Here is a 21922-nt window from a genome sequence, read left to right as displayed (position 1 = left end):
GGCTATGCCCCTTCCATCGAGATTCGAGTGCCGAGCAGCCGGCTTGCGCCGATCTCGATCAGTACGAACAGGTAGCTGAATGCAACTCCGAGCAGGGCAACGAGAAGCATGCCGGACCACATCAAGGGGTAGTCGAATGCCTGCTGCGCGGCGAGCGTCGTCGCACCGATTCCTCGAGCTGCGCCGATCATCTCGCTGACCACCATGATGAGAAGGGCGGCTGCCAGCGCGACGCGAGCCGCCGCGATGATTCGCGGAAGCGCTGACGGATAGATCATCAGAGCGATGCGTCGCCACGGATCGATGCGAAAGACTCGCGCGACGTCCTCCAACGTCGGCTCGACGGTACGCACGGCAGCTGCGGTGTTCAGCAGCATGTACGTCATCGTGCCGAAGACGATTGCCGCAATCTGGAACTGCGGGCCGATGCCGAGGATGAAGAGGAATATCGGCAGCATCGCGATCGGCGGAACAGTGAGGAGGAAGCCGACGATGGGGCTCAACAACTCGTTGACGACTCGCAGTCGCCCCATGAGACCACCGAGAGCGACTCCGATCAGAACCCCGAGACCATACCCGATGCCAAGGTTGCTGAGACTCGGCAGCACATTGGTCGCAAATCCCTCGCCCAGCCACTCCCGACCGAACGCCCCGAGAATAGCCGGGATCGGTGGGAAGAACGGACTCGGCGCGACGGCGGTGCCGACGGCGTACAGGACGACGACGAGCGCGGGGACGAGCAGCGCTTGTGTGACCCTGCGGAGGGTGAGGCCCGCAAGCGCGGTCGACCGGCCGCTCATGACTCGCCCCCGGGCGCCCATCGAGCGAAGTAGCGCTCGATCCCGGCGAATACCAGAACGATCACGACGCCCGCGATTCCCGTGAACATCGTGATGGCGTAGGCCGCTGGGATGTTCTCGTTGACGGTCGCCTCACGAAGCATGCTCCCGATACCGAAAGAACCACCGATGTACTCTGTCGTCACTGCGATCGCGAAAGCCACTGTTGCGCCGATCTTCAATGATGTGGCGATAAGAGGCGCAGCGGCAGGAAAGCGGAAGAACGCGATGACGCGCCAACGGCCGATTCCGAAGCTGCGAGCGGTTTCGAGCAGTGTCCGGTGCGTCAAGTGCACGCCGTACGCCGTTTGGATGAGCACCGGCCACACGACTCCCTGCATGATGAGGACAACTTGAAAGTTGAGTCCGGTCCCGAGAAGCACGATCACGAGGGGAAGGATGACCACAGCCGGGATTGGCCGGATGAGTTCCAGCGGCAGCCGGAAGAACCGATAGGCGGCCGGGCTCAGACCGAGCCAGAGACCCAGCGGAACCGCGATCGCGACCGAGATCACGAGGGCAATTGCCCAAGCGCGCATCGTGTAGCCGACGTAGGGCCAGAAGCTCGGATCGACGACGAGCCCACCGAGTGCATCGAGCGTGTCGACCAAGGACGGGAACGCCGCCCGACGGCCTGCGGCAGGGGCTACGGCGCTGGAATAGAGCTGCCAGGCGGCGGCGAGGATGGCGATACCCGCTACCGCCAGCCCCACCTGCCGGGATCGCTGCAGCGCCGGCCTCAGTCGGCGACGACGCGAGGCGATTCTCGCGCTGCCGCCCGGCGAAATGACAATCACGGTGCGGAAGAGACGAAGGTCTCAAGATCAACGTCGTCTTCGATCCAGCCCTGCGAGGCCTGCGCGTCGGCGTACGGCACGATTTCGTCGGCCGAAAGCTCGGCGTCGTACTTCACCCAGGAGAGGTACTCCCACTGCTCCTCGTCGAGGCCGATACTCGCACCGATGGCCGCCTTCCATTCATCGCCATCCAGACCGTTCATATCGTCGTAGGCACGAGCCAGGGCTGTCCGGAACCGTTCGAGCGCATCCGCCTTGTCCGTCGCGGTCTGCGCTGACGTGTAGAGCATGTCCACGAGCGCCCCCTGACCGAAGGTTTCTGTGAACGCGTCGCCCAGGTTGACGATGTCGGGGTTGGTCGTCGTCGCCTCGGCGAGGAACGACCCGAGCATCACGGCCGCGTCGACGCCGCCGCTCTCCAGCGTTGAGAGCATTTGCGGGCCGGGGACGGCAACGAGCTCAACCGTTGATGGGTCCCCGCCGGCGAGCCGCACCTGCTCGAGCATGGCAAGGGTGGCTGCGGCGCGGGGCGCCTGAACGCCGACGGTCTGCCCGGCGAGGTCAGCCCAGTCTTCGATTCCGCTGTCGGCGAGAGACACGACACCCTGGACGCCCGACTCCTGGCTGCGGCCACCGGCAGCGAGGGCACGAATGTCGACGCCGCCAGCAAGGACGCTGACCGCCACAGCGGGGTTGAACTGGCCGATATCGTACTGTCCCGATGCAACAGCCGATACGACGGTGGGTGGCGCGTCAGTTTCGGTGATGTCGAGCTCGAGGTCCACTTCGGCAAAATAGCCTTCGTCGATCCCGTGCTGGATCGTCGCACCCGTGTCATAGCTCTGAAGCAGAACGAGTTTAAGAACCTCAACTTGGTCGCCGCCGTCATCTCCGGATTCGCTTTCCGCGGCGCATCCGGCCAAACCGATGGCGACGGACGCCGTGAGGGCGAACACGATCGCCCGTGATCTCATGAAACGCATTGGTGCTCCCTCAATGACCCCTATGTCATGCGCGAGTTTTCCCGCCTGAGTGGAGTCCTGTCCGGTATTTGGATACCTATCAGTCTCCGGAACCCATCATTCGCACTCTCGCCCCTCTTGTCAAGCACTCACGTGGTTGGCTTCTCTGCACGCCGCCGCGACATACAGATGGGACTCCGGATCCGTGGCGGCGCGTGAGCCCGCGATTCAGCCTCGCCCGCGCTGAGCTCGTCGAGGCCTCCGCTCGCTAGCGATGCACGTGGGCGAGCCTGGAGCCCTCTACGAGCGCTTCGAGCTTTGCCCATGCGATGTCAGCGTGGATGCGGCCGCCGAGACCGCAATCTGTTGACGCAATCACGCGGTCGGATCCGACGAGGGACGCGAAGCGAGTGATCCGCTCGGCCACGAGTTCCGGATGCTCGACAACCGGTGAGGAGTGACCAACGACCCCGGGCAGGAGCAGCTTCTCGTCCGGCAGCGTGAGATCCTCCCAGATGCGCCACTCGTGCTCGTGACGCGGGTTGCCGGCTTCGAAGCTGTAGGCCCCGGCGTTGACCTGCAACATGAGCTCGGCGATATGGCGGAACTCCAGATCAGTCGTGTGCGGGCCGTGCCACGATCCCCAACACAGATGGAAACGGATCCGGTCCTCGGGCAAGCCCCGCAGAGCCCAGTTGAGGGCGTCGACACGGACGCGGGTGAATGCAACGTAGGCCTCGACGGTCGGCTCTGGGTTGATCGCATCCCAGTTCTCAGCCATCGACGGGTCATCGATCTGCAGGATCAAACCAGCGTCGATGATGGCTCGATATTCCTCGCGCAGCGCTTCAGCCCACGCCCACACGTGCGCCTCGTCCGATTCGTAGAAGTGGTTGGAGAGGCGTGCGGCGACACCCGGTGCCACCGAGGTGAGGAAGCCGCTGCCGGTGCCGGCTGCATCGGTCGCGGCTTGCAGGTTCGCGATGTCGCTGGCGACCTGAGTATGCCCCGTGTACGAGACCCTGCCGGTGACGGAGGGGGCGATGGATGCAATGCGCCCGGTGTTCAGCTCACTGTAGAAATCGGCGAATCTCTGACGATCGCGGCGTTCTCGGAACGAGGTGAGTTGCAGCGCTCCGTCCGCGCGTGGTGCGGGAGAGGAGTTCCATGCGTTGCTCTGAGTCCTGGATAATCCCGAGAACCGACTGAACGAATACGACCACCACGCGCCAAAGTCCACCGGTTCCGCGCTCGCCTTTCCAAATTCGCCGTCGCCGACCTGTGTGATTCCGGCGTCCACCTGCCGGTGGACGATCGAGGTCACGGCTCGGCCAAGAAGATCATCGAATTCAGGCGTGCGAAGTATCGTCACCCCGTCCTCTGCAAACCTTCGAGCACTATTCGCCTGGAGTAGTTCCGGCGTGCGGGGAAGGCTTCCCGCGTGGGTGACGCGCGCATCAGCTGAGGTGTGCATATGACTCGATCCCGTGGTGTGGCCTAGAGAACGCCGCTGCCGCTGCGTACAACGGTCATCATTCCATCGCTGATGTGAGGGCTTCGAATTGTGACGATCCGGCGAAATGCAGGAAGGCATTGCCTGCGCTGGCTATTCATGCTCTGCGCATCCGATTGCGAACCGAGTTTTATGAGTTGGACCTCCGCTCCTGCAATCAGAATGACGCAGGTACTAATTCGGCTAAGTCGAACTCGGGAGTGGATTTTATCCGCTTTACCCCAATTTGAGGCGCTGTCACGATGAATGACGAAAGCGCAATCGGTGCGCGGTCCCGGCATCGGTGCCCCCCGCAGCGATCGGCGCCAACCCGATATTGACTCGGAGGGAGGAGTGGTACGGGCATGATCATCGACTGCCACGGTCACTTTACGACCGAGCCCCCCGCGTTCCACGCCTTCCGGCGCTCGCAGGTCGACTACCTCGAAGGCCGAGGCTCCACCCCGGAGCCGTTCGAAGGCATACCGGACGACGAGCTACGAGAGATCATCGAGGCAAACCAGCTGAGGCTGCAACGCGAGCGGGGCACCGACCTCACCATCCTGTCGCCTCGCGCCGCCGGGATGAGCCATCACTACACGGACCAACAGATCGCGAACGACTGGGCTCGCCTGAGCAACGACACCATCGCACGGATCGTGGAGCTGTTCCCGGGCCGGTTCGCAGGCGTCTGCCAGCTGCCGCAGACGCCGCGGGGTGATCTTCGACCCGTGATCGCCGAACTGGAGCGTTGCATCGGGGCCGGCTTCGTCGGCTGCAACCTCAACCCCGATCCGACGGGTGGCTCCTGGTCCGGCCCTGCGCTGGACGATCCCTACTGGGAGCCGTTGTGGGACCGCCTGGAGGAGCTCGACTCCCCCGCGATGCTGCACGTCTCAGCGTCACACCAACCCGCGGTGCACACCACCGGAGCGCACTACCTCGCCGCCGACACGATCGTGTTCATGCAGCTGCTGCAGGGCGACCTGTTCGAGCGGCACCCCAATCTGCGGTTGATCATCCCGCACGGCGGCGGGGCCGTCCCGTACCACTGGGGGCGTTACCGCGGCCTGGCCGCTGCGCTCGGCAGACCGCCCCTGTCCGAGCACCTGATGCGCAACGTGTTCTTCGACACCTGCGTGTACCACCAGCCCGGGATCGACCTGCTGTTCGACGTGATCGACGCCGACAACCTCCTCTTCGGATCCGAACTCCTCGGCGCCGTCAAGACAACCGACCCAGAGACCGGGCAGCCATTCGACGACACGAAGCAGTACATCGACGCACTCGCTCTCGACGACGCGGCGAAGCGCGCGGTGTTCGAGGGCAATGCCCGGCGCGTGTACCCCCGGCTGGACGCCCGACTCACGGCCCAGGGCCGCTGACCGATCAGGACAAGGAGCAATCATGCCCCAGACACCGACCACGATTCGCTTTGCCGGCGGAGCCCAGGGGTTCAACTGGCTGCCGGTCTTCGTCGCCGAGGAACAGGGCCTGTTCGCCGATAACGGCCTGTCCATCGACTACCAGCGCCTGGGCTCCGTGGACAAGGCCACCACCGCCGTGCGGGAGGGCACCGCAGACCTGGCGATCACCCCACCCGAAGGCGCTGTCGCGGACTACCTCACCGGCGGCGCGCTGCGCATCGTCGGCTCCAACTCCGAGCGCCTTCCGATGTCGATGGTGGCCAGACCTGGCATTCCCGATCTGGCCGGCCTGCGTGGCAAGCGCATCGGAACATCCTCGCTGACGGAGGGGACCGCGCTGTACAGTCGCCCGCTCCTGGGGACAGTGGGACTGCACTACCCCGGCGACTACGAGTTCGTCCTCGCCGGCGTCCACACCGCTCGGTGGGCAGCCCTGGAGCGCGACGAGATCGACGCCGCGCCGCAACCGGCGCCGTGGAACTTCCTGGCTGAGCGCGAGGGGTATGGGCTGGTCGGCGAGATCCCAGACGTGATCCCCGAGATCATCTTCGCTGCAGTCATCGGCAACCAGCAGTGGCTCGACGAGAACCGTGACGCGGTGAGCCGGCTCATCGCCGCGCTCAGCGAAGCTCATGCGATCGTCAACGATGCCGCCAACGACACGGTCACGCGGCGCGTCTATCAGGGCCTGACCACGCCAGACGATCCAGAACTCGCCGCCCGCGGACTGGCGTACACCCGCGACCTGGGTATGTGGCCGGACGGCCTGCGCGTGTCGCCGACAGCCCTCGCAACCACCATCGACGTCATGATCCAGGCCGGCCTGGTCGAAGAGAACGACCGGGAGCGCGCCACCGGCGTGTTCGACCCCAGCTTCACCACCCACGCAGCCTGATGACGAGCAACGAAGAACCCCGCCACCACACCACCAAAGGAGACAACACCGTGGCTCACAACCTCGAAGAGGCCATCGCCGAAGCCGGAAGCCCCCACACGCTGCTGTGGGAGTCGCAGTCACCGCCCATCGTCAGCACCCCGGTCACCCCGGAGTTCACAAATTGGCGTGATGAGCAGCTGGCTTGGCGGCGCACCGCCGTACTGTTCGACCAGTCCCATCACATGGCGGATCTGAACATCAAGGGCCCCGACGCTCTGAAGCTGATCCGCGACACCGCGGTCAACAGCGTCGAGAACTTCCCGATCAACTCCGCCAAGCAGTACGTCGCAACCAATGATCAAGGGCAACTGATTGGCGACAACATCCTCTTCCGGTACGAGGAGGACGAGTACCAGGCCGTCGGTGTGCCTCCCACCATCAACTGGCTGCAGTTTCACGCCGAGACCGGCGGCTACGACGTCGAGATCTCGCGCGACAACCCGTCGTACGCACGGAAAGGCGATCCGAAGGAATACCGCTACGAGGTGCAGGGACCCGGCGCCATCGACGTGATTCGCGACGCGCTCGGGGAGGAGCCGCCCACGGTCAAGTTCTTCCATGGCGCACGGTTCACGATCGGCGGCAAGACGGTGCGGGCGCTCCGCCACGGCATGGCTGCCGAGCCCGGCTTCGAGTTCGTCGGCCCATGGGCTGACCGCGAGGCGGTCGTAGGGGCGCTGATCGAGGCGGGCAAGAAGCATGGTCTCGTGCAGGTCGGCGGTCGCGCATACCTGACGAACTCGCTCGAGTCCGGGTGGCTGCCTCGTCCGCTGCCGGCGTTCTACTCGGGTGAGAGCACGGCGGCGTTCCGCCGTTGGCTGCCCGCTGACGAGATCGACGCGAACGTGTCGCTCGGAGGCAGCTTCTACTCGGAGAACATCGAGGACTACTACTTCTCCCCCTATGACGTCGGCTACGGCCGCATCACCAAGTTCGACCACGACTTCATCGGTCGCGAGGCGCTGGAGAAGCAGGTCGAGAGCGGTCGCTCCACCGCCAACCGCAAGGTGACGCTCGTGTGGAACGGTAACGACACGGAGAAGGCGTTCGGGTCGATGTTCCACCCTGGCCCGGGCGCGAAGTTCTTCAACCTCCCGATCGCGCACTATGCGACGTACCACTACGACCGCATCGAGTCGCCTGACGGAGCCTACGTCGGCCGCTCCACGCACACCGGGTACTCCGCCAACGAAAGATCGTTCCTGTCGGTCTCCGTCGTCGACGAGGCGTTCGCCGAGCCGGGAACAGAGGTCGTCCTCGTGTGGGGCGAACCGACCCCTTCCAGCAAGGTGCAGGTCGAGGACCACGTGCAGGTCAAGATCCGCGCCACCGTGCAGCCGGCACCGCTGGTCGCCAAGGCGCGCGGCGAGTACCGCTCGAACGTCGGCGTCAGCTAAACCCTCCGAAACGGGGTGGTGAGAGCACGCGTCTCACCACCCCGTTCCCATCGCCTGAAAGGCCCTCTCATGACCCCTCCGACGCCTGCCTCCGACACCGCAGCAGCACGCGCGCTCGTCGAAGACTTCTCGCTCGAGATGACCGGGAAGGACATTCCCGCCCTGCTCGAAGCTAGGGCAGTCATACCCCAAGGAACCAAGATCAACGTCACGTTCCTCGGCAACGAGGACCTGCCGATGCGAGTCGCCGCGGCCAAAGCGGTCCGAGACAACGGGTTCCTACCGGTACCGCACATCTCCGCGCGGCGGCTGAGCTCAGAGACCGAGCTGCGCGAGTTCCTGAATGCGCTCGGTGAAGTGGGCGCGTTGGATTCCGTTTTCGCGGTGGGTGGAGACCCATCCGAACCACTGGGGCCTTACGCGTCCGCGTACGACCTGATCGCCACCGGGATCTTCCAGGAGTACGGGGTGCGCGAGGTGAACATCGCCGGCTACCCCGAAGGACACCCGGACATCCCCACTCCCGACCTGTGGGACCAACTCGAGATGAAGGCCAGCAGCCTCAAACTCCAGGGCCTGGAGACCACGATCCTGACTCAGTTCGGGTTCGACACCGATCCCATCCTCACCTGGATCCAGGACGTGCGGGGCCGCGGCATCGACGCGACCATCCGGCTGGGCGTACCCGGTCCGGCCGGCATCAAACGCCTCCTCGGTTTCGCCCGACGATTTGGCATCGGCGCGAACACAGCAATTGTCAAGAAGTACGGCTTCTCCATCACCAACCTCCTTGGCACTGCCGGACCCGACACCTTCGTCAACGACCTGGCAGCCGAGCTGGCCGCACAACCGGCCACCGGCTCCGTCAAGATTCACCTCTACGCATTCGGAGGACTTCTCGCGACGAGCGAATGGGCCCGCGAATTCAAGGTCGCTCCCCGAACGAGCAAGGAAAGTGCGCAGTGACCACCACACCCACCACCGGTCAGCCTGACACCGCCTGCCTCATCGTCTACGGTGACGACCGCCCCGGCATCGTCGCGGCAGTGTCCACCCTCATCGCCCGCAACCACGGCAACATCGTTCAATTGGACCAGTACTCGGAAGACGCCGAGGGCGGCGCGTTTTTCCAGCGCGTCGTCTTCCACCGCAAAGATCTGCGTGCGGCGATTCCCGAGATCGAAGCAGACCTCGCCGCCACGCTCGGCAAGGGCTTCAACCTGACGTGGCAGCTCACCGACCAGTCGGTCCTCAAGCGCATGGCGATCCTCGCCTCAACCTCGGACCATTGCCTCCTCGAGCTCCTCTGGCGACATCGGCGCGCGGAGCTGCCTGCCAATATCCCCATGGTGATCTCCAATCACACCAACATGGTCGAGGATGTCCGCTCCTTCGGCATCCCGTTCTTCCACGTTCCCTCCCAGGGACCGGACAAAGCAGAGGCGGAGGCGAAGATACTCTCCCTGCTCGAAGGGAACGTCGACTTCGTCGTGCTTGCCCGGTACATGCAGATCCTCTCCGAGGATTTCATCGAGAAGCTCGGGGTGCCAGTGATCAACATCCATCACTCGTTCTTGCCCGCCTTCATCGGCGCAGGGCCATACAAGAAGGCCAAGGAGCGGGGCGTAAAGCTCATCGGAGCGACCAGCCACTACGTCACGAAGGACCTCGACGAGGGACCGATCATCGAACAAGACGTCGTACGTGTCACACACGCCGACAGCGCCGCCGATCTGCAACGCCGTGGCGCCGACGTCGAGCGTGCCGTGCTCGCCCGGGCTGTCGCCTGGCATGCGGAGGACCGCGTGATACGCCACGGGAATCACACCATCGTCTTTTGAGCCGCCACCGAAAGACCTGTCAAGATCGAGCCCAACCCGCACCGAACCTTCACGAACGCGGTCCCCTGGAGGGCGGCCTGCGTCTGTTCTCAGGCCTCTCTGCGTCAACGGCTCGGCGGTTCCCCTGCGGTGTTCTCCACGCTCGTCATCGTGGCTGAACGTGCGACAAGATGCATTACCCGGCGGGCGGGGCTTGCAGATCCATTCGGCGATTGTCCGCCTTGTACGGTGCGGGCTTGATCGTCGCCCGGATCTTCGTCTGCCGCTCATGCGGGTTTCCCCAGAGGATCTCGACCTCCCGACCGACACGGTTGTGCTCGTTGTCGATAAACGCCAGCGCTAGCACCTTCTTGAAGAAGTAGCTGTACCCCGGGAACGTGGAGTGGCCGATCTTCTTGTCTCCGTCGAAGATCCAGTCGGCCCATCCGGTGATGTACGGAGGATGCGGGATGTCCAGCGGCAAGAGCGACTCGCCCTCTTCGAAGAGGCTCGCGTAGATGCGAATGACATCTTCGCTATTGAACTCGAGCGTTGCGATCGTACGTCCCGGGTTGGCGAGTTCTCGCTCGAGCGCGTCGCGACCGATGAAGTCGTGGTCGAAGGCGATCCGGTTGGCCCAGCCCAGTTCTACGGGGCTGCGATAAAGGTCGGTGAGGTCGTCTCCATCCCAGCTCCCCAACAAGGAGGCGGCGAGACTCACGCCCCACCACTGCCATCCCGGCATCGCTGTCCACTCCGGCGGTGGGTTTTCCTGGATGAAACGGTGGAAGTCCTCGCGGCGCTCATCGTTCAGCGCGTTCCAGTACTCCATCCCTGTCGTGGGATACGAGGCCTCGATGTGATTGAGGTGGAACGTGCGCCGGCCGAGCCGTCGGATCCCGTGCTTCTCGCCCGCCTTCAGAACGGCGTCGAGGATGAGATCATGCTGCTCGATAGGGCCGTGTAACTCGAAACCGATCTCACCGGCCATACCCTGCCGCAGCGCGGTCACCTCGTGACCGACGATCGACAGCACTTTGGTGTGCATGAACCTCACGTCCCGCAACGTCGTACGGCTTAGCTCCTCGAGCAGGGGCAGCGCCGTGGGTCCGGAAACCTGCAGCTTGTGAGTGACGGGGAACGAGACATCGACGTCGTACCCGCCGGTCTTGATGTGATACCACACCCATGCGGAAGCGGCCTCGAACTCGAAGTCGTCCTCAGCATGGCGGAAGAGGATCCCCTCCGTGATGACCTTGCCGTCCTCGTTGCACATGACGCAATGCTTTGCGCGACCGACGGCATGACTGGTGAAGCTGTTCACCGACAAGTCGGAGAACAGCCTCACTGCGTCGGGACCTTTCACGCGAATCTGCGGGACGAACGTCCAGTCGCCGACGTAGCACGTCGTCTTCCAGGACAACTGCTCGTCCCGCCAACCGGTGTATTCCAGGTGACCCATCATGGGAGAGAACTCCCATGGCAAGACGGACGTGAAGGCGCGAAACGGGGTGGGATCTGTCACGTTGATCTCCATCGATGGAACTGACGCGGGACCTCCCGCGATTCGGACAAGCACTCTTCGACCATCGAGCGAACACTCGGGACTGGGTGCGCGCTGCTAAACGGTGAAACTCGGTGACCGCTCCTTCTCGACGTCACCGGTCGACTCCGGGTCACGGCGCCTGCCGAACGGGATCGAGCGGCGGATGGCCGCCGTGCGCGCCGACGTCTTCTCCCATTGAGACAACCCGACCGCGAGGAGCAGTGCGACTCCGTTGAACAGGTCGCTGATGTACGGCGGCGAGCCGATCAGCTGAAGGCCCTTGATCCCCACCGCAAGTACGTAGACGGCCAGCAAGGTGCCCCACACGTTGAAGCGGCCTCCGCGGAATTGAGTCGATCCGAGGAACACCGCGGTCAATGCGGGTAGCAGCAGGCCCGGCCCGACGGTTGGTTCGCCGGTGTTGAGCCGGGACGTGAGCAGGATCCCCGCGATGGCAGCGAGAACCCCACAAGCGATCAACGCGCCGATGCGAAGGAGCGACACGTGCACACCCGCCAGTCGGGCGCCTTCGGCGTTGTACCCGGCCGCATACATCTTCCGCCCGAGTGTGGTGCGCTCGAGGATGTACCAGGCGATCATCGCGATCACGATCATCACGTAGGTCGGGACGGTGATTCCCAGCCATCGGCTGGTCGCGATGTCGCGGAACCCGTCATGGAGTCCGGTGATCTGACGGTTGGCCGACATCCAGGATAGGCCTGCGAGCAGAATCGAGCTGAGCCCGAGCGTCGCGATGAACGAGTCAATCCGTCCCTTTGTGATGATGAGGCCGGAGATGAACCCAATCAGTGCGCCGACGAGCAGGGTGAGCGGGATCCCGACGCTGAACGGAATGCCCAGCTGCGCCTGAAGCACGGCGATGAGGATGCCGGCGAAGCCGACTTCGTACCCGATCGCCAGGTTGAACGAGCCCGTCACGAGCGGGATCATCACCGCGATCGCAGCGATCGCGGTGACGGATTGCGCGTCGAGGAGGGTGAGCCACACACCGGGCTGAAGGAAAGTCCGGGGGACCACCAGCGCGAAGATGAGGAAGATCAGAAGAAAGATGTAGACGGCGCTGATGTTTCTGAACGACAGTGCTCGCGCCACCGTGGCGCCGCGGGAGACCTGTGTCGTGCTCATGCGACTGCCTCGGTTCTTCCACTGACCTGCGTATCGGTCCCCAAGCCGTATCCGTGCGTGATGAGATCGGCCTCGGTGAGCTGTTCGCCCGCCAGCTCGACCACGATGCGCCCCTCTCTCATCACAAGCACGCGCTCGCAAAGTCGGACGAGCTCTTTCGCATCTGACGAGCACACCAGCACTCCGACCCCGCGCGCGGCAGCGTCGTCCACTTCCGCGTAGATCGACTGCTTCGCCCCTATGTCCACCCCCTGCGTCGGCTCTTCCAGGAGGAGGAGTCGCGGGTTGTTGCGCAACCATTTCGCGAAGACGATCTTCTGCTGGTTGCCGCCACTGAACTGCTCGAATCGCTGCTCGGTGCGCGCGGGCCGGACGTCGTAGCGTTGCACGAGATCCTCGGTGAGCCTGCGCTCCTTGCGTGTTCTCAGCACGCCCAGCGGGCCGGTGACGCTCTTCAGCTCCGGGAGCGTCATGTTCTCGCGGGCGCTCATCGGACGGATGCCGCCCAGCCTCGCGCGGTCACCGGCGACGAACGCGAGCCCGCGCCGCACGCTCTCGCGCGGGGTACGTCGCGGGTAGGCGACACCGTCCACGATGTAGCGCTCGGCGTGCGCGGGGCGGGCGCCGAAGATGAGCGACGGCAGTACATCACGACCCGAGCCGAGCACCCCCGCGACACCGACCACCTCGCCCGCCCGCACACACAGATCCACGCTGTTCACCCCGTGGCCTCGGAGACCGTCGATCTCGAGCACTACTTCGCCAGCGTCGCGGACGCGGGTCTGGTCAGGACGCTGTGCCGCACCGGCGCCGGTGACGTGCCGGACCAGGGCGTCCTGGTCCAATCCTCGCGTCGGCTCGTCTGCCACCTTCCGGCCGTCACGGAGCACGATGACCCGGTCGGCCAGAGCGAGCACTTCATCGAGGCGATGGGAGATGAACACCACACCGGCGCCGTCCGCTGCGACGCGTCGGATCCCGCTGAACAGCACATCAACCTCGTTGGCGTGCAAGGCCTCGGTCGGCTCGTCGAGGATCAGCACATTGCGGCTATGGGTCCAGCCGTCAAGGGCGCGGGCGATGGCGATGATCGCACGCTGCGCGGGGCTGAGAGTCGCCACCGGGACGGTGACCGGGAACGGGTCGCCGAACCGCGAGATGAGGGACTCTGCATGTTCCTTCTCTCTGGGCCGACGCGTGGGAGAGAGGGCGGCGAACCCCGACCGGGCAGCCAGACCCAGATTCTCGATCGTGTCGAGTTCCGCGACGAGGCCGAGATCCTGGTGGATGATGTGTAGCTCGGCTACCCCATCCCCGGCGTTCGCGAACGACACGGACCCGGCGTCGGCCGTGTACACACCGGCGAGGATCTTCACGAGGGTGGACTTCCCCGAGCCGTTGTGGCCGACGACTGCCACCACCTCACCACTGTGCACGTCGATCGACACGTGATCCAGGGCTCGCAGCCCGGGGAAGTCCTTCACGATCCCCACCGCCGACATCAAGACTGGCGTGGCGGGCGCCGGTGGGGATGATGAGGCGGCGGGCATGGTCATTTGCCCCAGATCTCGGCGAACTCGTCCACGTAACCGGGGTAGGCGACGAACAGGCCGTTCGGATAGTCGGCCGCGGTCTCCTCCGTGAGCACGCGGGAGATGCCTTTCACCCACGGGGTCCAATCGTCGTAGACGACGTCTTCACCCTGATGGCGACGGAAGCCCTCGTCGAACAGCAGCCACGTGTATGGAGCGATGTCGACGGCATAGGCGGCGGCCTGCAGGTTGCTGGCGACCTGCTCGATGTTCGGCGGCAGCGACCACTGGCCGATGCCGGGCACGTCGATGCCGGCGAGGTCCATCTTGTTCTTCAAACCGATCTGGATCTGGTCGGCGACGGTGATGAAGAATTCGGTGTCAGGGTTTGCCTGGAGGTCGCTGATCACGGCGTCGCCGGCGGTGGTGTCCATGGTCGCAACCGGAATGTCGACGACACGCATGGTGGAGCCAGGGACGACTTCTGCAAGGAAGTCGTTGGCTGCGTCAAGGGCGATCTGTGAGAAGGAGAACTCCGGGATGTTGTAGAAGACGAAGTCCGTGCTCCGGCCGCAGGTCAGCACAACAGCGGAGGCAGCCAGCACCTGACCGTTGACTTTGGTCGCCCCCAGTCCCGAATGGGAATCGAGGAGGCCGAATTGCTCACCGTTCGCTGAGCCGCCATAAACGATCGTGGTGCCGGCCGCCTCAAGCTGCTCGATCTGGCTCTGATAGAAAGTCGCGTCGACCGCCGCGGAGATCATGATGTCGGGTGGATTCTCTGCGACGGTGGAGACCGCGGTGTTGATGCTCTGCGCGTCGAGGCCGCTATCGACGCGGGTCAGCTGAACCCCCGCCGTACTCGCCGCGCGCTGTGCGGCATCCCACATCAACGCGCCGACCGCGGACCCGTTGTCAAGGAAGACGACAGTCGTGTCGGGCGCGACGGGCTCGGGAAGCGGCTCCGTCTGCGGGATGCCGGTGGACGCTTCCTCGAAGTACTCGTACAACTCGAGTGCGCGATCGTAATCCACACCCTCCAAAGGCTCAGCCGCACAGGTCCCGTCCGGCGAACGGTAGGTCGGCGTATCCGGCGGGGAGTCCCCGGTCTCCCCCGCATTGTCGGCGGCGCATGCCGTGATGGTCAACGCCATGATGGTCGCTACTGCGGCGAAAGCTCCCCGCCGCGTTTTGCTGGTTTGCATCTGTGCCTCTTCTCGCTGACTTCTTCGTCTCGCGCGAACACCATTCCTGCGGCGAAATCCATTCTGGATACCAGGTGGACTTTCTATACTCATCAGTATCTCGGTTCGGCTTTCCTGAGTATCCCCGTCGCGCCGACCGCTGTCAACAGGGAGATCGGAAGACCATCGCCGCCAACACCGTCCGCTCCTTCGGCGACGACACAGCGTGTTGATCGACGGCCAGTTCTTCGATTAATTCGCAGTACGCACCCGGTTTTGTTCGCTTTACGAATATTTGTTCACTTGCCAGCATGGGAGAGGTCCAGCGCTAGCAGCCCGACCTGAGGCAGAGTCGCTCAGGTCCCCACGCGGGCGGCCAGCCCCCATCGGCAGCGTGCGGAGGGCAATGCAACCTGTGTCGCTCACGATGTCTCACCCGCACACATCTCGTCGCAAGGGCGCACTGCATGCGCTCAACTCATCGACCGAAAGCCGATCGCAACTATGCCGCGCGTCATCACTCACATCGACCGTGCCGACCTTGATTTGGTGTCCGCTTTCGCCGACGTGGGTGTCGCCACCACCCACGAGGCGCAAGGGCGCACCGGCTTGCTTCATCATCGACTCACACCCAGACAGCAAGCGACCGCGATCGCCGGTACGGCACTGACCTGCGAGGTTCCACCCGGCGACAACTGGATGATCCACGTCGCCCTAGAGCAGGCTCAGGCCGGAGACATCCTCGTCGTCTCACCGACATCACCCTGCGACGACGGCTACTTCGGTGATCTGCTGGCAACTTCGGCGGCCGCACGCGGTGTGCGCGGTCTCATCATCGACGCCGGCGTACGCGACATCAGAACACTGCGTGACATGGGCTTTCCCGTGTGGAGCAAGGCGATCAGCGCACAGGGCACGGTAAAGGAGACAGTAGCCAACGTGCAACTGCCCATCGTATGCGCCGGTCAGCTCGTCTCTCCCGGAGATGTCATCGTCGCCGACGACGACGGGGTGTGCGTCGTGCCAAGGGCCTCCGCGGCTGAAGTGCTCCAGGTTGCACGTGAACGTGCCGCCGCAGAAGAGGAAAAGCGCCTGCGCTATGCCGCGGGCGAGCTGAGCCTGGATCTGAACCCTGCTTTGCGGAGCGATCTGCTCCGCAAAGGTCTGCTGTTCGAACGCCAGTAGCTTCTCGACATACATGTGTCACCGAACCGGGTGACCGAGTCGGCACAGTCACCTATCACCGATTGGATGATCATGACCGCTGTTGTCATCGATGGACGCGAAGTCGCCCGCGCGAGCCGTGCGCGGACCGCGCAGCGCGCGCAGGCCTTCAAAGATCAGCACGGGCATGCTCCTGGGCTCGCGACGATCCTGATCGGCAACGATCCGGCCAGCGAGGTATACGTCCGGAACAAGCGTCGCTTGGCGACGGAAGCGGGCCTCGTGGACGTGCACCATCACCTCTCAGCAGACGTGGCTGAGGAGACCGTCGCACAACTGATAGATGACCTCAATGCTGACGTGAACGTATCCGGAATCCTATTGCAGCTGCCGCTACCGAAAGGGCTCGATAGGGCGGGGCTGATCGACCGCATCTCCCCCGCAAAAGATGTGGATGGCCTCACGACTGTTAGTCAGGGACGCCTCGCTCGCGGGGTCAGCGGGCTGCGACCTTGCACACCCGCCGGGGTGATCGAGCTTCTGGACACGGCCGGCGTGGCCATCGAGGGAGCTCATGCGGTCGTCGTCGGCCGTTCCGAGCTCGTCGGCCATCCCGCGGCCGAGCTCCTGCTTCGCCGCAGCGCCACCGTCACCATCGCACACTCTCGCACCTCGGACCTGGCCGCCGTGGCATCAACCGCGGACATCCTGGTCGCAGCCGCCGGCATCCCCGCACTGATCGGCCGAGACCACGTCAAGCCTGGCGCGGCCGTAGTGGACGTGGGCATCCACCGCACGGACAGCGGTCTGATCGGCGACGTCCGGTTCGATGAGGTCAGCGATGTCGCCGGATGGATCACCCCCGTTCCTGGCGGCGTCGGTCCGATGACGATCGCGGCTCTGCTGTCCAACACCGTCACCGCCGCGGAGTCCTTGACTCGCTGAGTTGTGGGCGAGCTGTCGGCCAGCCCTCAAGCAGCTCGAACGCAGCCATTTCCTGCCCACCCGACCGGCCCCTTACGAGGAGGTAATCGTGTCTTCACTGTCGTCCTCCGACACCTCCGCGAATTACAGATCCGGGACGGGGCGTCGGCCGGACCGACCCTCACGGCCGCCCGGGCCCACGATCGACCGGAAACGGGTCGAACTGGCCACCCGCGAGCTACTTCTCGCTCTCGGTGAGGATCCGGATCGACCCGGTCTGCAGGAGACTCCCCGTCGTATCGCCGAATCATGGGGAGACTTCTACTCCGGCGGCCACGCCGCCATCCGGCCACTCCCGGATCACACCCAGTCCGGCGATGGAGTCGTCTTCATCAGGAACATCGACTTCGTGTCCGTCTGCGAACACCATCTTCTGCCGTTCTCGGGCCTGGTACACGTCGCCTATCAGCCGCGCGATGTCCTGCTTGGTCTCAGCGACATACCCCGACTCGTCCGCCGCGCGAGTTCCAGATTGCAACTGCAGGAAGGTCTCACCCACCAGATCGCGGACCAACTGCGGGAGGAGACCGACGCCCACGGCGTGTTGATCGTCGTCGAGGGACGCCACGGGTGCGTATCCGACCGCGGCATCCGTCAGGCTCGAGTCCGGGCGGTCACCACGGCAGCGAGCGGCACCCTCGGATCTCCCTCCGACCGCATCAGCCTCATGTCGGTGCTCACCAACGGTTCTGTCACCGCCGCACCGGAAGCAGAGGACGACAGTTCGGCGCATTGGCAGCCCTCATGACCGACTAGGCGTCCACAATCGACCAAGCGCGGCTCTCCTCTCGGATGACGGCGACCTGTCCGGGCGCCAGCAGAATGCGGTCGCGCGCTCCACTGAGCAGATCAGCCCCCGCACCATCGACTCGGACCGGGTGGTCGCCGTGATGGAGCAGGAACAGGTAGTCGGCGGTCGCACCGCGGCGTCGAACCGCTTCCACCCCGAAAGCGGACGCCCCCTCAAGGACCGGCAGAATGCCTGCTTCCGCCGCGAGCCCCGCCAGGAAGGTGTCGAGAGAGGCCTGTTCCAGCTTGGTAGACAGGTAGATTGCCGATCCGGTACCGAGCGACCGGCGGGTGATCGCCGGGAGCCCTGAAAGGTTTCCGGAGTCGTACCTGGCGAGAATGTCGGCGCCGTCGGCATGCAGCATCTCTGTCCAGGAACCGCCTGCGAGACCGTTACTGAGGTAAACGATGTCTCCATCGGGACGGGGGAAGATCTGCTCGGCGCGGACGCCGAGCAGAGAGCGGAGCATCCCGGGATAGCCGCCCGCGACGACTCGCTGGTGCTCGTCGGCCAGCCCAGTGGCGAATGTCACAACGAGGCAGCCCCCTGATCGCACATACTCCTCGAGCCATCGCCCGGTCTCGGCGGTGATCGCGTACAGCGCCGGCACGACGAGCAATCGATAACGGGACGCGTCAGTCCCCGGCCGGACGAAGTCGACGGCATAGCCGCCACGCCAGAACGCGCGATGCGCGGCGCGCACTTCGTCGGAGTAACCGATGGCGTCGTTGGGCAGATGCGGGGTCTCCAGGGACCACCACCCTTCGGCGTCCCACACGATACCGATCTCCGACTCGACGAGCACGCCGCTCGTCGGCGGCTCGGCGACTTCCGAGATCTTTTCGAGCATCTCTCCAAGCTCCACGACAGCCCGGAATGCTCGTGTGTCTGCGCCGGCGTGAGGGACGAGGGCCCCATGCCAGAGCTCTGCCCCACCCGCCGACGCGCGCCACTGGAAGAACAGGGAACTCTGAGATCCGCGAGCGATGTAGCCGAGGGAGTTGCGCACCATTCGGTCGGGCTCTTTCGTGGCCAGGCGGTCGCCGACGCGCATTCCGGTGGCGTTCTGCTCCATCAGCAGCCACGGCCCGCCGGCCCAGGACCGGGTCAGGTCCGAGCCATACGCGACGTGCGCCTCCCCATCCGGCCCTGCCGTGTCGAGATAGTGATCGATCGACACGATGTCCTGCGCGTCACTCCAGGCCCATTGGTCCAGATGATTCCAGGTCGGCAGCATGAAGTTCGTGGTGATCGGCGCAGTGGATCCGGCCGCCCGAATCTCGTCCTTCTGCTCTGTGAACGCGGCGAGCAATTCGTCGGAACTGAACCTCTTGAAGTCGACCAACTGAGCCGGGTTGTGCAGATACTGGGTCTGAACGGGCGGGAGGATGTCATCCCACGTTCCATATCGTTGCGACCAGAACGCTGTGGACCAGGCGGTGTTGAGCGACTCGAGGGTGACGTACTTGCGGCGCAGCCAGTCGCGGAAGGCGCGCGCAGCATGCGGACCATAGTCGATCGTGCCGTACTCGTTGTGGATGTGCCACCCGCGCAGCCCGGGATGCGTTCCGTAGCGTTCGGCGAGGAACCGGGCGATACCGCGGGCCGCGTCTCGGTAGGCAGGCGCGCTCACGGCGTACGTGTCGCGGGATCCATGCAGCACGGGTGTTCCGTCTGCCCGGATCGGCAGCGCGTCGGGATGCGCGGTGGTGAACCACGGCGGCGGTGATGCCGTCGGGGTGGCGAGGAAGAACCCGACCCCGGCGGCGTCGAGGTTGCTGATGACGTCATCAAGCCATTGGGAGTCGTACTCGCCCTCGCTCGGCTCGAGCATCGCCCAGGAGAACACGCCGATTGTGGCGGTGTTCACATGTGCCTGCCGCATCAGTGCGACATCTTCTGCCCAGATCTCGCGAGACCATTGCTCAGGGTTGTAGTCGCCCCCAAAAAGGAACATCCCGGGTGCATGAGGGGTGTGCGGCATGACCGTCCTTCGCGTTGTGGCTTGAATGTGCATGGCGCTTCGTGTCGACACGCCCTTCTGCGGCGGGCTCCCGACGCACGCCACGGCGACGCGCGGTAGCCGGCGGCGTTACCCCTTGATGCCGCCGGAGATCAGGTCCAGCCGCCAATACCGCTGCAGCGACAGAACGAGAGCGACGAGCGGGATGATCGAGATCGCGGCGCCGGTGATGGCAACCGAGTACAGAGCTGGGGTGCCGGATCCTTTGGACAGCAGGGTGAAGAGCCCGACGGTCAGCGGGTAGAGATCCTGGTCGGAGAGCATGATGAACGGCAGCAGGAAGTTGTTCCAGGTGCCGATGAAGTGCAGCAGGAAGACGGTCACCATTCCGGGCACCATCAGCGGCAGCACGATCAGCCGGAAGATCCGCCATTCTCCGGCCCCGTCGATGCGTGCTGCTTCAAGCGTTTCTTGCGGTACGGCCGACATCGCGTATACGCGGCACAGGTAGATGCCGAACGGGCTCACGATGCTCGGCAGGAGAACGGACAGCTGCGTGCCGGTCAGGCCCGCGCCGGAGAGAAGCAGGTACTGCGGCACGGATAGCACGATGCCGGGTATGAGAATTCCGACGAGGAAGCCGAAGAAGATCGCTGTTCGGCCGGGGAAGGTGTATTTGGCCAGCGCGTAGCCCGCCATCGCCGAGACGAAGACCGACAGCACCGACGCGACGCCCGAGTAGAGCAGAGAATTGAAGCACCAGAGGAGGTACTGGCCGTTCTGGTAGGTGAAGACGGATATCACGTTCTCCCACAGCCCGGTGCCGGGCGCGAAGGTGAACGTGGTGAACAGCTCGCTGCGCGATTTGCTGGCCGCCGTGAACACCCAGGCAACGGGGATCAGGCAGTAGATCGCGCCAACGATCAGCACAACGGTCGGGATGAGACCCCACCCGCCGTCGCGCGTGCGCGTTCCTGCCCGCACCTGCCGTGCCGTGCGGGGCGGCGCCGCTGCCGGGCGGGAGGACCTTGTGGCGGTCGAGGTCATGATGACGCTCCGTTTCGGCGGCGGTTGACCAGTCGGAGGACCAATGCGGAGACGAGCACCGTTCCGAGGGCCAGAAGAGTGGATGCTGCTGCCGCCTGCGGCAGATTGTCGGTGCCGAACGCGTCGCGATAGATCGTCATCAGTGGGACCCAGCTGTTGGAGATCGCGCTGGTCATCGGCTGCAGGGTGGCGGGCTCGCTGTAGAGCTGGATGGTTCCGATCAGCGAGAAGAATCCGGTCAGCACGAGCGCCGGCGCCACCAGCGGGATCTTGATGCGTATCGCGATCTGGGTTTCGGTGGCTCCGTCGAGGCGGGCAGATTCGTAGATGTCAGCGGGGATGCCTCGGAGTGAGGTGTAGATGATGATCATGTTGAAACCGACGCCGCCCCAGATGGCGATGTTCGCGAGCGAGCCGTAGATGCCCGGCTCCTCCAGGAACGGAATCGGGCCCCAACCGGCGGCCTTCGTCAGGAATGAGAACGGGCTGGTGCTCGGCAGGTACATGAACCCCCACAGCAACGCCGCGACGACCCCGGGCACCGCGTAAGGGATGAAGATCGCTGTACGGCTGAACCGCTTGGCGCGCACTGCCGGGACGTCTAGGAGGAGTGCGAAGACAAGCGCCAGACCGAGGGTGAGCGGGATGGCGATGATGCCGTACAGGAAGAGCCGGCCGAATCCGGCGAGGAAGGTGGGGTCCTGGAGAACGGCGATGTAGTTCTCGAGGCCGACGAAGACATCCTCTTTGCGGCCCAGCGCGCCGCCTTGGACTCGATACGCGCGCAGGCTGAGCCAGATCGCGTAGATCACCGGGATGATCGTGAAGAGGATGTACAGCACGATCGCTGGTGTGGTGAACAGGTATGGCGCGAGCCGATATCGCTTAGAGCGCC

At 64.5% G+C, this 21922-nt stretch carries 19 protein-coding genes; 8 read left to right on the top strand and 11 right to left on the bottom strand.

Annotated features, from left to right (window positions below; genetic code table 11):
* Positions 1 to 2: 2 nt before the first annotated feature.
* The 4 genes from K0817_RS05665 to K0817_RS05650 form a co-directional block, all read right to left on the bottom strand.
* Entirely contained in the window at positions 3 to 800 is a 798-nt protein-coding gene (locus K0817_RS05665) for an ABC transporter permease (protein WP_219980421.1), read from the bottom strand.
* On the bottom strand, positions 797 to 1552 hold the full coding sequence (locus K0817_RS05660; RefSeq protein ID WP_253735207.1) for an ABC transporter permease subunit: 756 nt from the start codon (positions 1550 to 1552) through the stop codon (positions 797 to 799). The genes K0817_RS05665 and K0817_RS05660 overlap by 4 nt, the downstream gene beginning before the upstream one ends.
* 80 nt (positions 1553 to 1632) lie before the next feature.
* On the bottom strand, positions 1633 to 2619 hold the full coding sequence (locus K0817_RS05655; RefSeq protein ID WP_253735206.1) for an ABC transporter substrate-binding protein: 987 nt from the start codon (positions 2617 to 2619) through the stop codon (positions 1633 to 1635).
* 247 nt (positions 2620 to 2866) lie between these two features.
* A complete protein-coding gene (locus K0817_RS05650; protein ID WP_308211882.1) occupies positions 2867 to 3922 on the bottom strand; it encodes a cobalamin-independent methionine synthase II family protein in 1056 nt (351 codons plus the stop codon).
* 533 nt (positions 3923 to 4455) lie between these two features.
* Here K0817_RS05650 and K0817_RS05645 point away from each other — a divergent pair.
* The 5 genes from K0817_RS05645 (at position 4456) to purU (ending at position 9692) form a co-directional block, all read left to right on the top strand.
* Positions 4456 to 5475 (top strand): amidohydrolase family protein, encoded by a 1020-nt coding sequence (locus K0817_RS05645; protein WP_219980417.1) that lies wholly within the window; start codon positions 4456 to 4458, stop codon positions 5473 to 5475.
* Positions 5476 to 5497: 22 nt separating this feature from the next.
* Positions 5498 to 6412, top strand: coding sequence for an ABC transporter substrate-binding protein (locus K0817_RS05640; protein ID WP_219980416.1), 915 nt, complete (start codon positions 5498 to 5500; stop codon positions 6410 to 6412).
* A complete protein-coding gene (locus K0817_RS05635) occupies positions 6412 to 7851 on the top strand; it encodes an aminomethyl transferase family protein (protein WP_219980415.1) in 1440 nt (479 codons plus the stop codon). Before K0817_RS05640 ends, K0817_RS05635 begins: the two co-directional genes overlap by 1 nt.
* 69 nt (positions 7852 to 7920) lie before the next feature.
* Positions 7921 to 8817 carry a methylenetetrahydrofolate reductase gene (locus K0817_RS05630; RefSeq protein WP_219980414.1) on the top strand — a complete coding sequence of 299 codons (897 nt, stop codon included), beginning with the start codon at positions 7921 to 7923 and terminating at the stop codon, positions 8815 to 8817.
* A complete protein-coding gene (gene purU, locus K0817_RS05625; protein WP_253735205.1) occupies positions 8814 to 9692 on the top strand; it encodes a formyltetrahydrofolate deformylase in 879 nt (292 codons plus the stop codon). The genes K0817_RS05630 and purU overlap by 4 nt, the downstream gene beginning before the upstream one ends.
* 175 nt (positions 9693 to 9867) lie before the next feature.
* Here purU and K0817_RS05620 read toward each other — a convergent pair whose 3' ends face one another.
* The 4 genes from K0817_RS05620 to K0817_RS05605 form a co-directional block, all read right to left on the bottom strand.
* Positions 9868 to 11196, bottom strand: a complete 1329-nt coding sequence (locus K0817_RS05620; RefSeq protein ID WP_253735204.1) for a glycine cleavage T C-terminal barrel domain-containing protein — start codon at positions 11194 to 11196, stop codon at positions 9868 to 9870.
* A 96-nt stretch (positions 11197 to 11292) separates the two neighbouring features.
* The gene (locus K0817_RS05615) at positions 11293 to 12363 is read right to left on the bottom strand and encodes an ABC transporter permease (protein WP_219980411.1); all 1071 of its coding nucleotides are present in this window, start codon (positions 12361 to 12363) and stop codon (positions 11293 to 11295) included.
* Positions 12360 to 13847 carry a sugar ABC transporter ATP-binding protein gene (locus K0817_RS05610; RefSeq protein WP_219980410.1) on the bottom strand — a complete coding sequence of 496 codons (1488 nt, stop codon included), beginning with the start codon at positions 13845 to 13847 and terminating at the stop codon, positions 12360 to 12362. Before K0817_RS05610 ends, K0817_RS05615 begins: the two co-directional genes overlap by 4 nt.
* Before the next feature lie 68 nt (positions 13848 to 13915).
* Complete coding sequence (locus tag K0817_RS05605; RefSeq protein WP_253735203.1) at positions 13916 to 15193, bottom strand: hypothetical protein; 1278 nt, start codon at positions 15191 to 15193, stop codon at positions 13916 to 13918.
* A 390-nt stretch (positions 15194 to 15583) separates the two neighbouring features.
* Between K0817_RS05605 and K0817_RS05600 the strand changes: the two genes are divergently transcribed.
* The 3 genes from K0817_RS05600 to folE all read left to right on the top strand — a co-directional run bounded on the left by K0817_RS05600 (position 15584) and on the right by folE (position 17975).
* A complete protein-coding gene (locus K0817_RS05600) occupies positions 15584 to 16264 on the top strand; it encodes a 4-carboxy-4-hydroxy-2-oxoadipate aldolase/oxaloacetate decarboxylase (protein WP_219980408.1) in 681 nt (226 codons plus the stop codon).
* A 72-nt stretch (positions 16265 to 16336) separates the two neighbouring features.
* Complete coding sequence (gene folD, locus K0817_RS05595) at positions 16337 to 17188, top strand: bifunctional methylenetetrahydrofolate dehydrogenase/methenyltetrahydrofolate cyclohydrolase FolD (protein WP_219980897.1); 852 nt, start codon at positions 16337 to 16339, stop codon at positions 17186 to 17188.
* Between the two features lie 88 nt (positions 17189 to 17276).
* Positions 17277 to 17975: a GTP cyclohydrolase I gene (gene folE / locus K0817_RS18780; protein WP_219980407.1), complete on the top strand. Its 699-nt coding sequence runs from the start codon at positions 17277 to 17279 to the stop codon at positions 17973 to 17975.
* Between the two features lie 4 nt (positions 17976 to 17979).
* Here folE and K0817_RS05585 read toward each other — a convergent pair whose 3' ends face one another.
* The 3 genes from K0817_RS05585 to K0817_RS05575 form a co-directional block, all read right to left on the bottom strand.
* Positions 17980 to 20001 (bottom strand): beta-galactosidase, encoded by a 2022-nt coding sequence (locus K0817_RS05585; RefSeq protein WP_219980406.1) that lies wholly within the window; start codon positions 19999 to 20001, stop codon positions 17980 to 17982.
* A 108-nt stretch (positions 20002 to 20109) separates the two neighbouring features.
* Complete coding sequence (locus tag K0817_RS05580; RefSeq protein WP_219980405.1) at positions 20110 to 21027, bottom strand: carbohydrate ABC transporter permease; 918 nt, start codon at positions 21025 to 21027, stop codon at positions 20110 to 20112.
* Positions 21024 to 21869 carry a sugar ABC transporter permease gene (locus tag K0817_RS05575; RefSeq protein WP_308211880.1) on the bottom strand — a complete coding sequence of 282 codons (846 nt, stop codon included), beginning with the start codon at positions 21867 to 21869 and terminating at the stop codon, positions 21024 to 21026. The genes K0817_RS05580 and K0817_RS05575 overlap by 4 nt, the downstream gene beginning before the upstream one ends.
* Between the last annotated feature and the right edge of the window lie 53 nt (positions 21870 to 21922).

This window comes from Microbacterium sp. HD4P20, assembly GCF_019449275.2.
In the GTDB taxonomy this organism is placed as follows: Bacteria; Actinomycetota; Actinomycetes; order Actinomycetales; family Microbacteriaceae; genus Microbacterium.
Note: the sequence above shows the minus strand (reverse complement) of the source record. Positions and strands in the feature narration are given on the sequence as shown.

Excerpts from the sequence above, each read along its gene's own strand:
- K0817_RS05665 (WP_219980421.1), bottom strand. The coding sequence starts at position 800 with ATGAGCGGCCGGTCGACCGCGCTTGCGGGCCTCACCCTCCGCAGGGTC.
- K0817_RS05655 (WP_253735206.1), bottom strand. The coding sequence starts at position 2,619 with ATGCGTTTCATGAGATCACGGGCGATCGTGTTCGCCCTCACGGCGTCC.
- K0817_RS05645 (WP_219980417.1), top strand. The coding sequence starts at position 4,456 with ATGATCATCGACTGCCACGGTCACTTTACGACCGAGCCCCCCGCGTTC.
- K0817_RS05640 (WP_219980416.1), top strand. The coding sequence starts at position 5,498 with ATGCCCCAGACACCGACCACGATTCGCTTTGCCGGCGGAGCCCAGGGG.
- K0817_RS05635 (WP_219980415.1), top strand. The coding sequence starts at position 6,412 with ATGACGAGCAACGAAGAACCCCGCCACCACACCACCAAAGGAGACAAC.
- K0817_RS05630 (WP_219980414.1), top strand. The coding sequence starts at position 7,921 with ATGACCCCTCCGACGCCTGCCTCCGACACCGCAGCAGCACGCGCGCTC.
- K0817_RS05615 (WP_219980411.1), bottom strand. The coding sequence starts at position 12,363 with ATGAGCACGACACAGGTCTCCCGCGGCGCCACGGTGGCGCGAGCACTG.
- K0817_RS05605 (WP_253735203.1), bottom strand. The coding sequence starts at position 15,193 with ATGAGTATAGAAAGTCCACCTGGTATCCAGAATGGATTTCGCCGCAGG.
- K0817_RS05600 (WP_219980408.1), top strand. The coding sequence starts at position 15,584 with ATGCCGCGCGTCATCACTCACATCGACCGTGCCGACCTTGATTTGGTG.
- folD (WP_219980897.1), top strand. The coding sequence starts at position 16,337 with ATGACCGCTGTTGTCATCGATGGACGCGAAGTCGCCCGCGCGAGCCGT.
- K0817_RS05585 (WP_219980406.1), bottom strand. The coding sequence starts at position 20,001 with ATGCCGCACACCCCTCATGCACCCGGGATGTTCCTTTTTGGGGGCGAC.
- K0817_RS05580 (WP_219980405.1), bottom strand. The coding sequence starts at position 21,027 with ATGACCTCGACCGCCACAAGGTCCTCCCGCCCGGCAGCGGCGCCGCCC.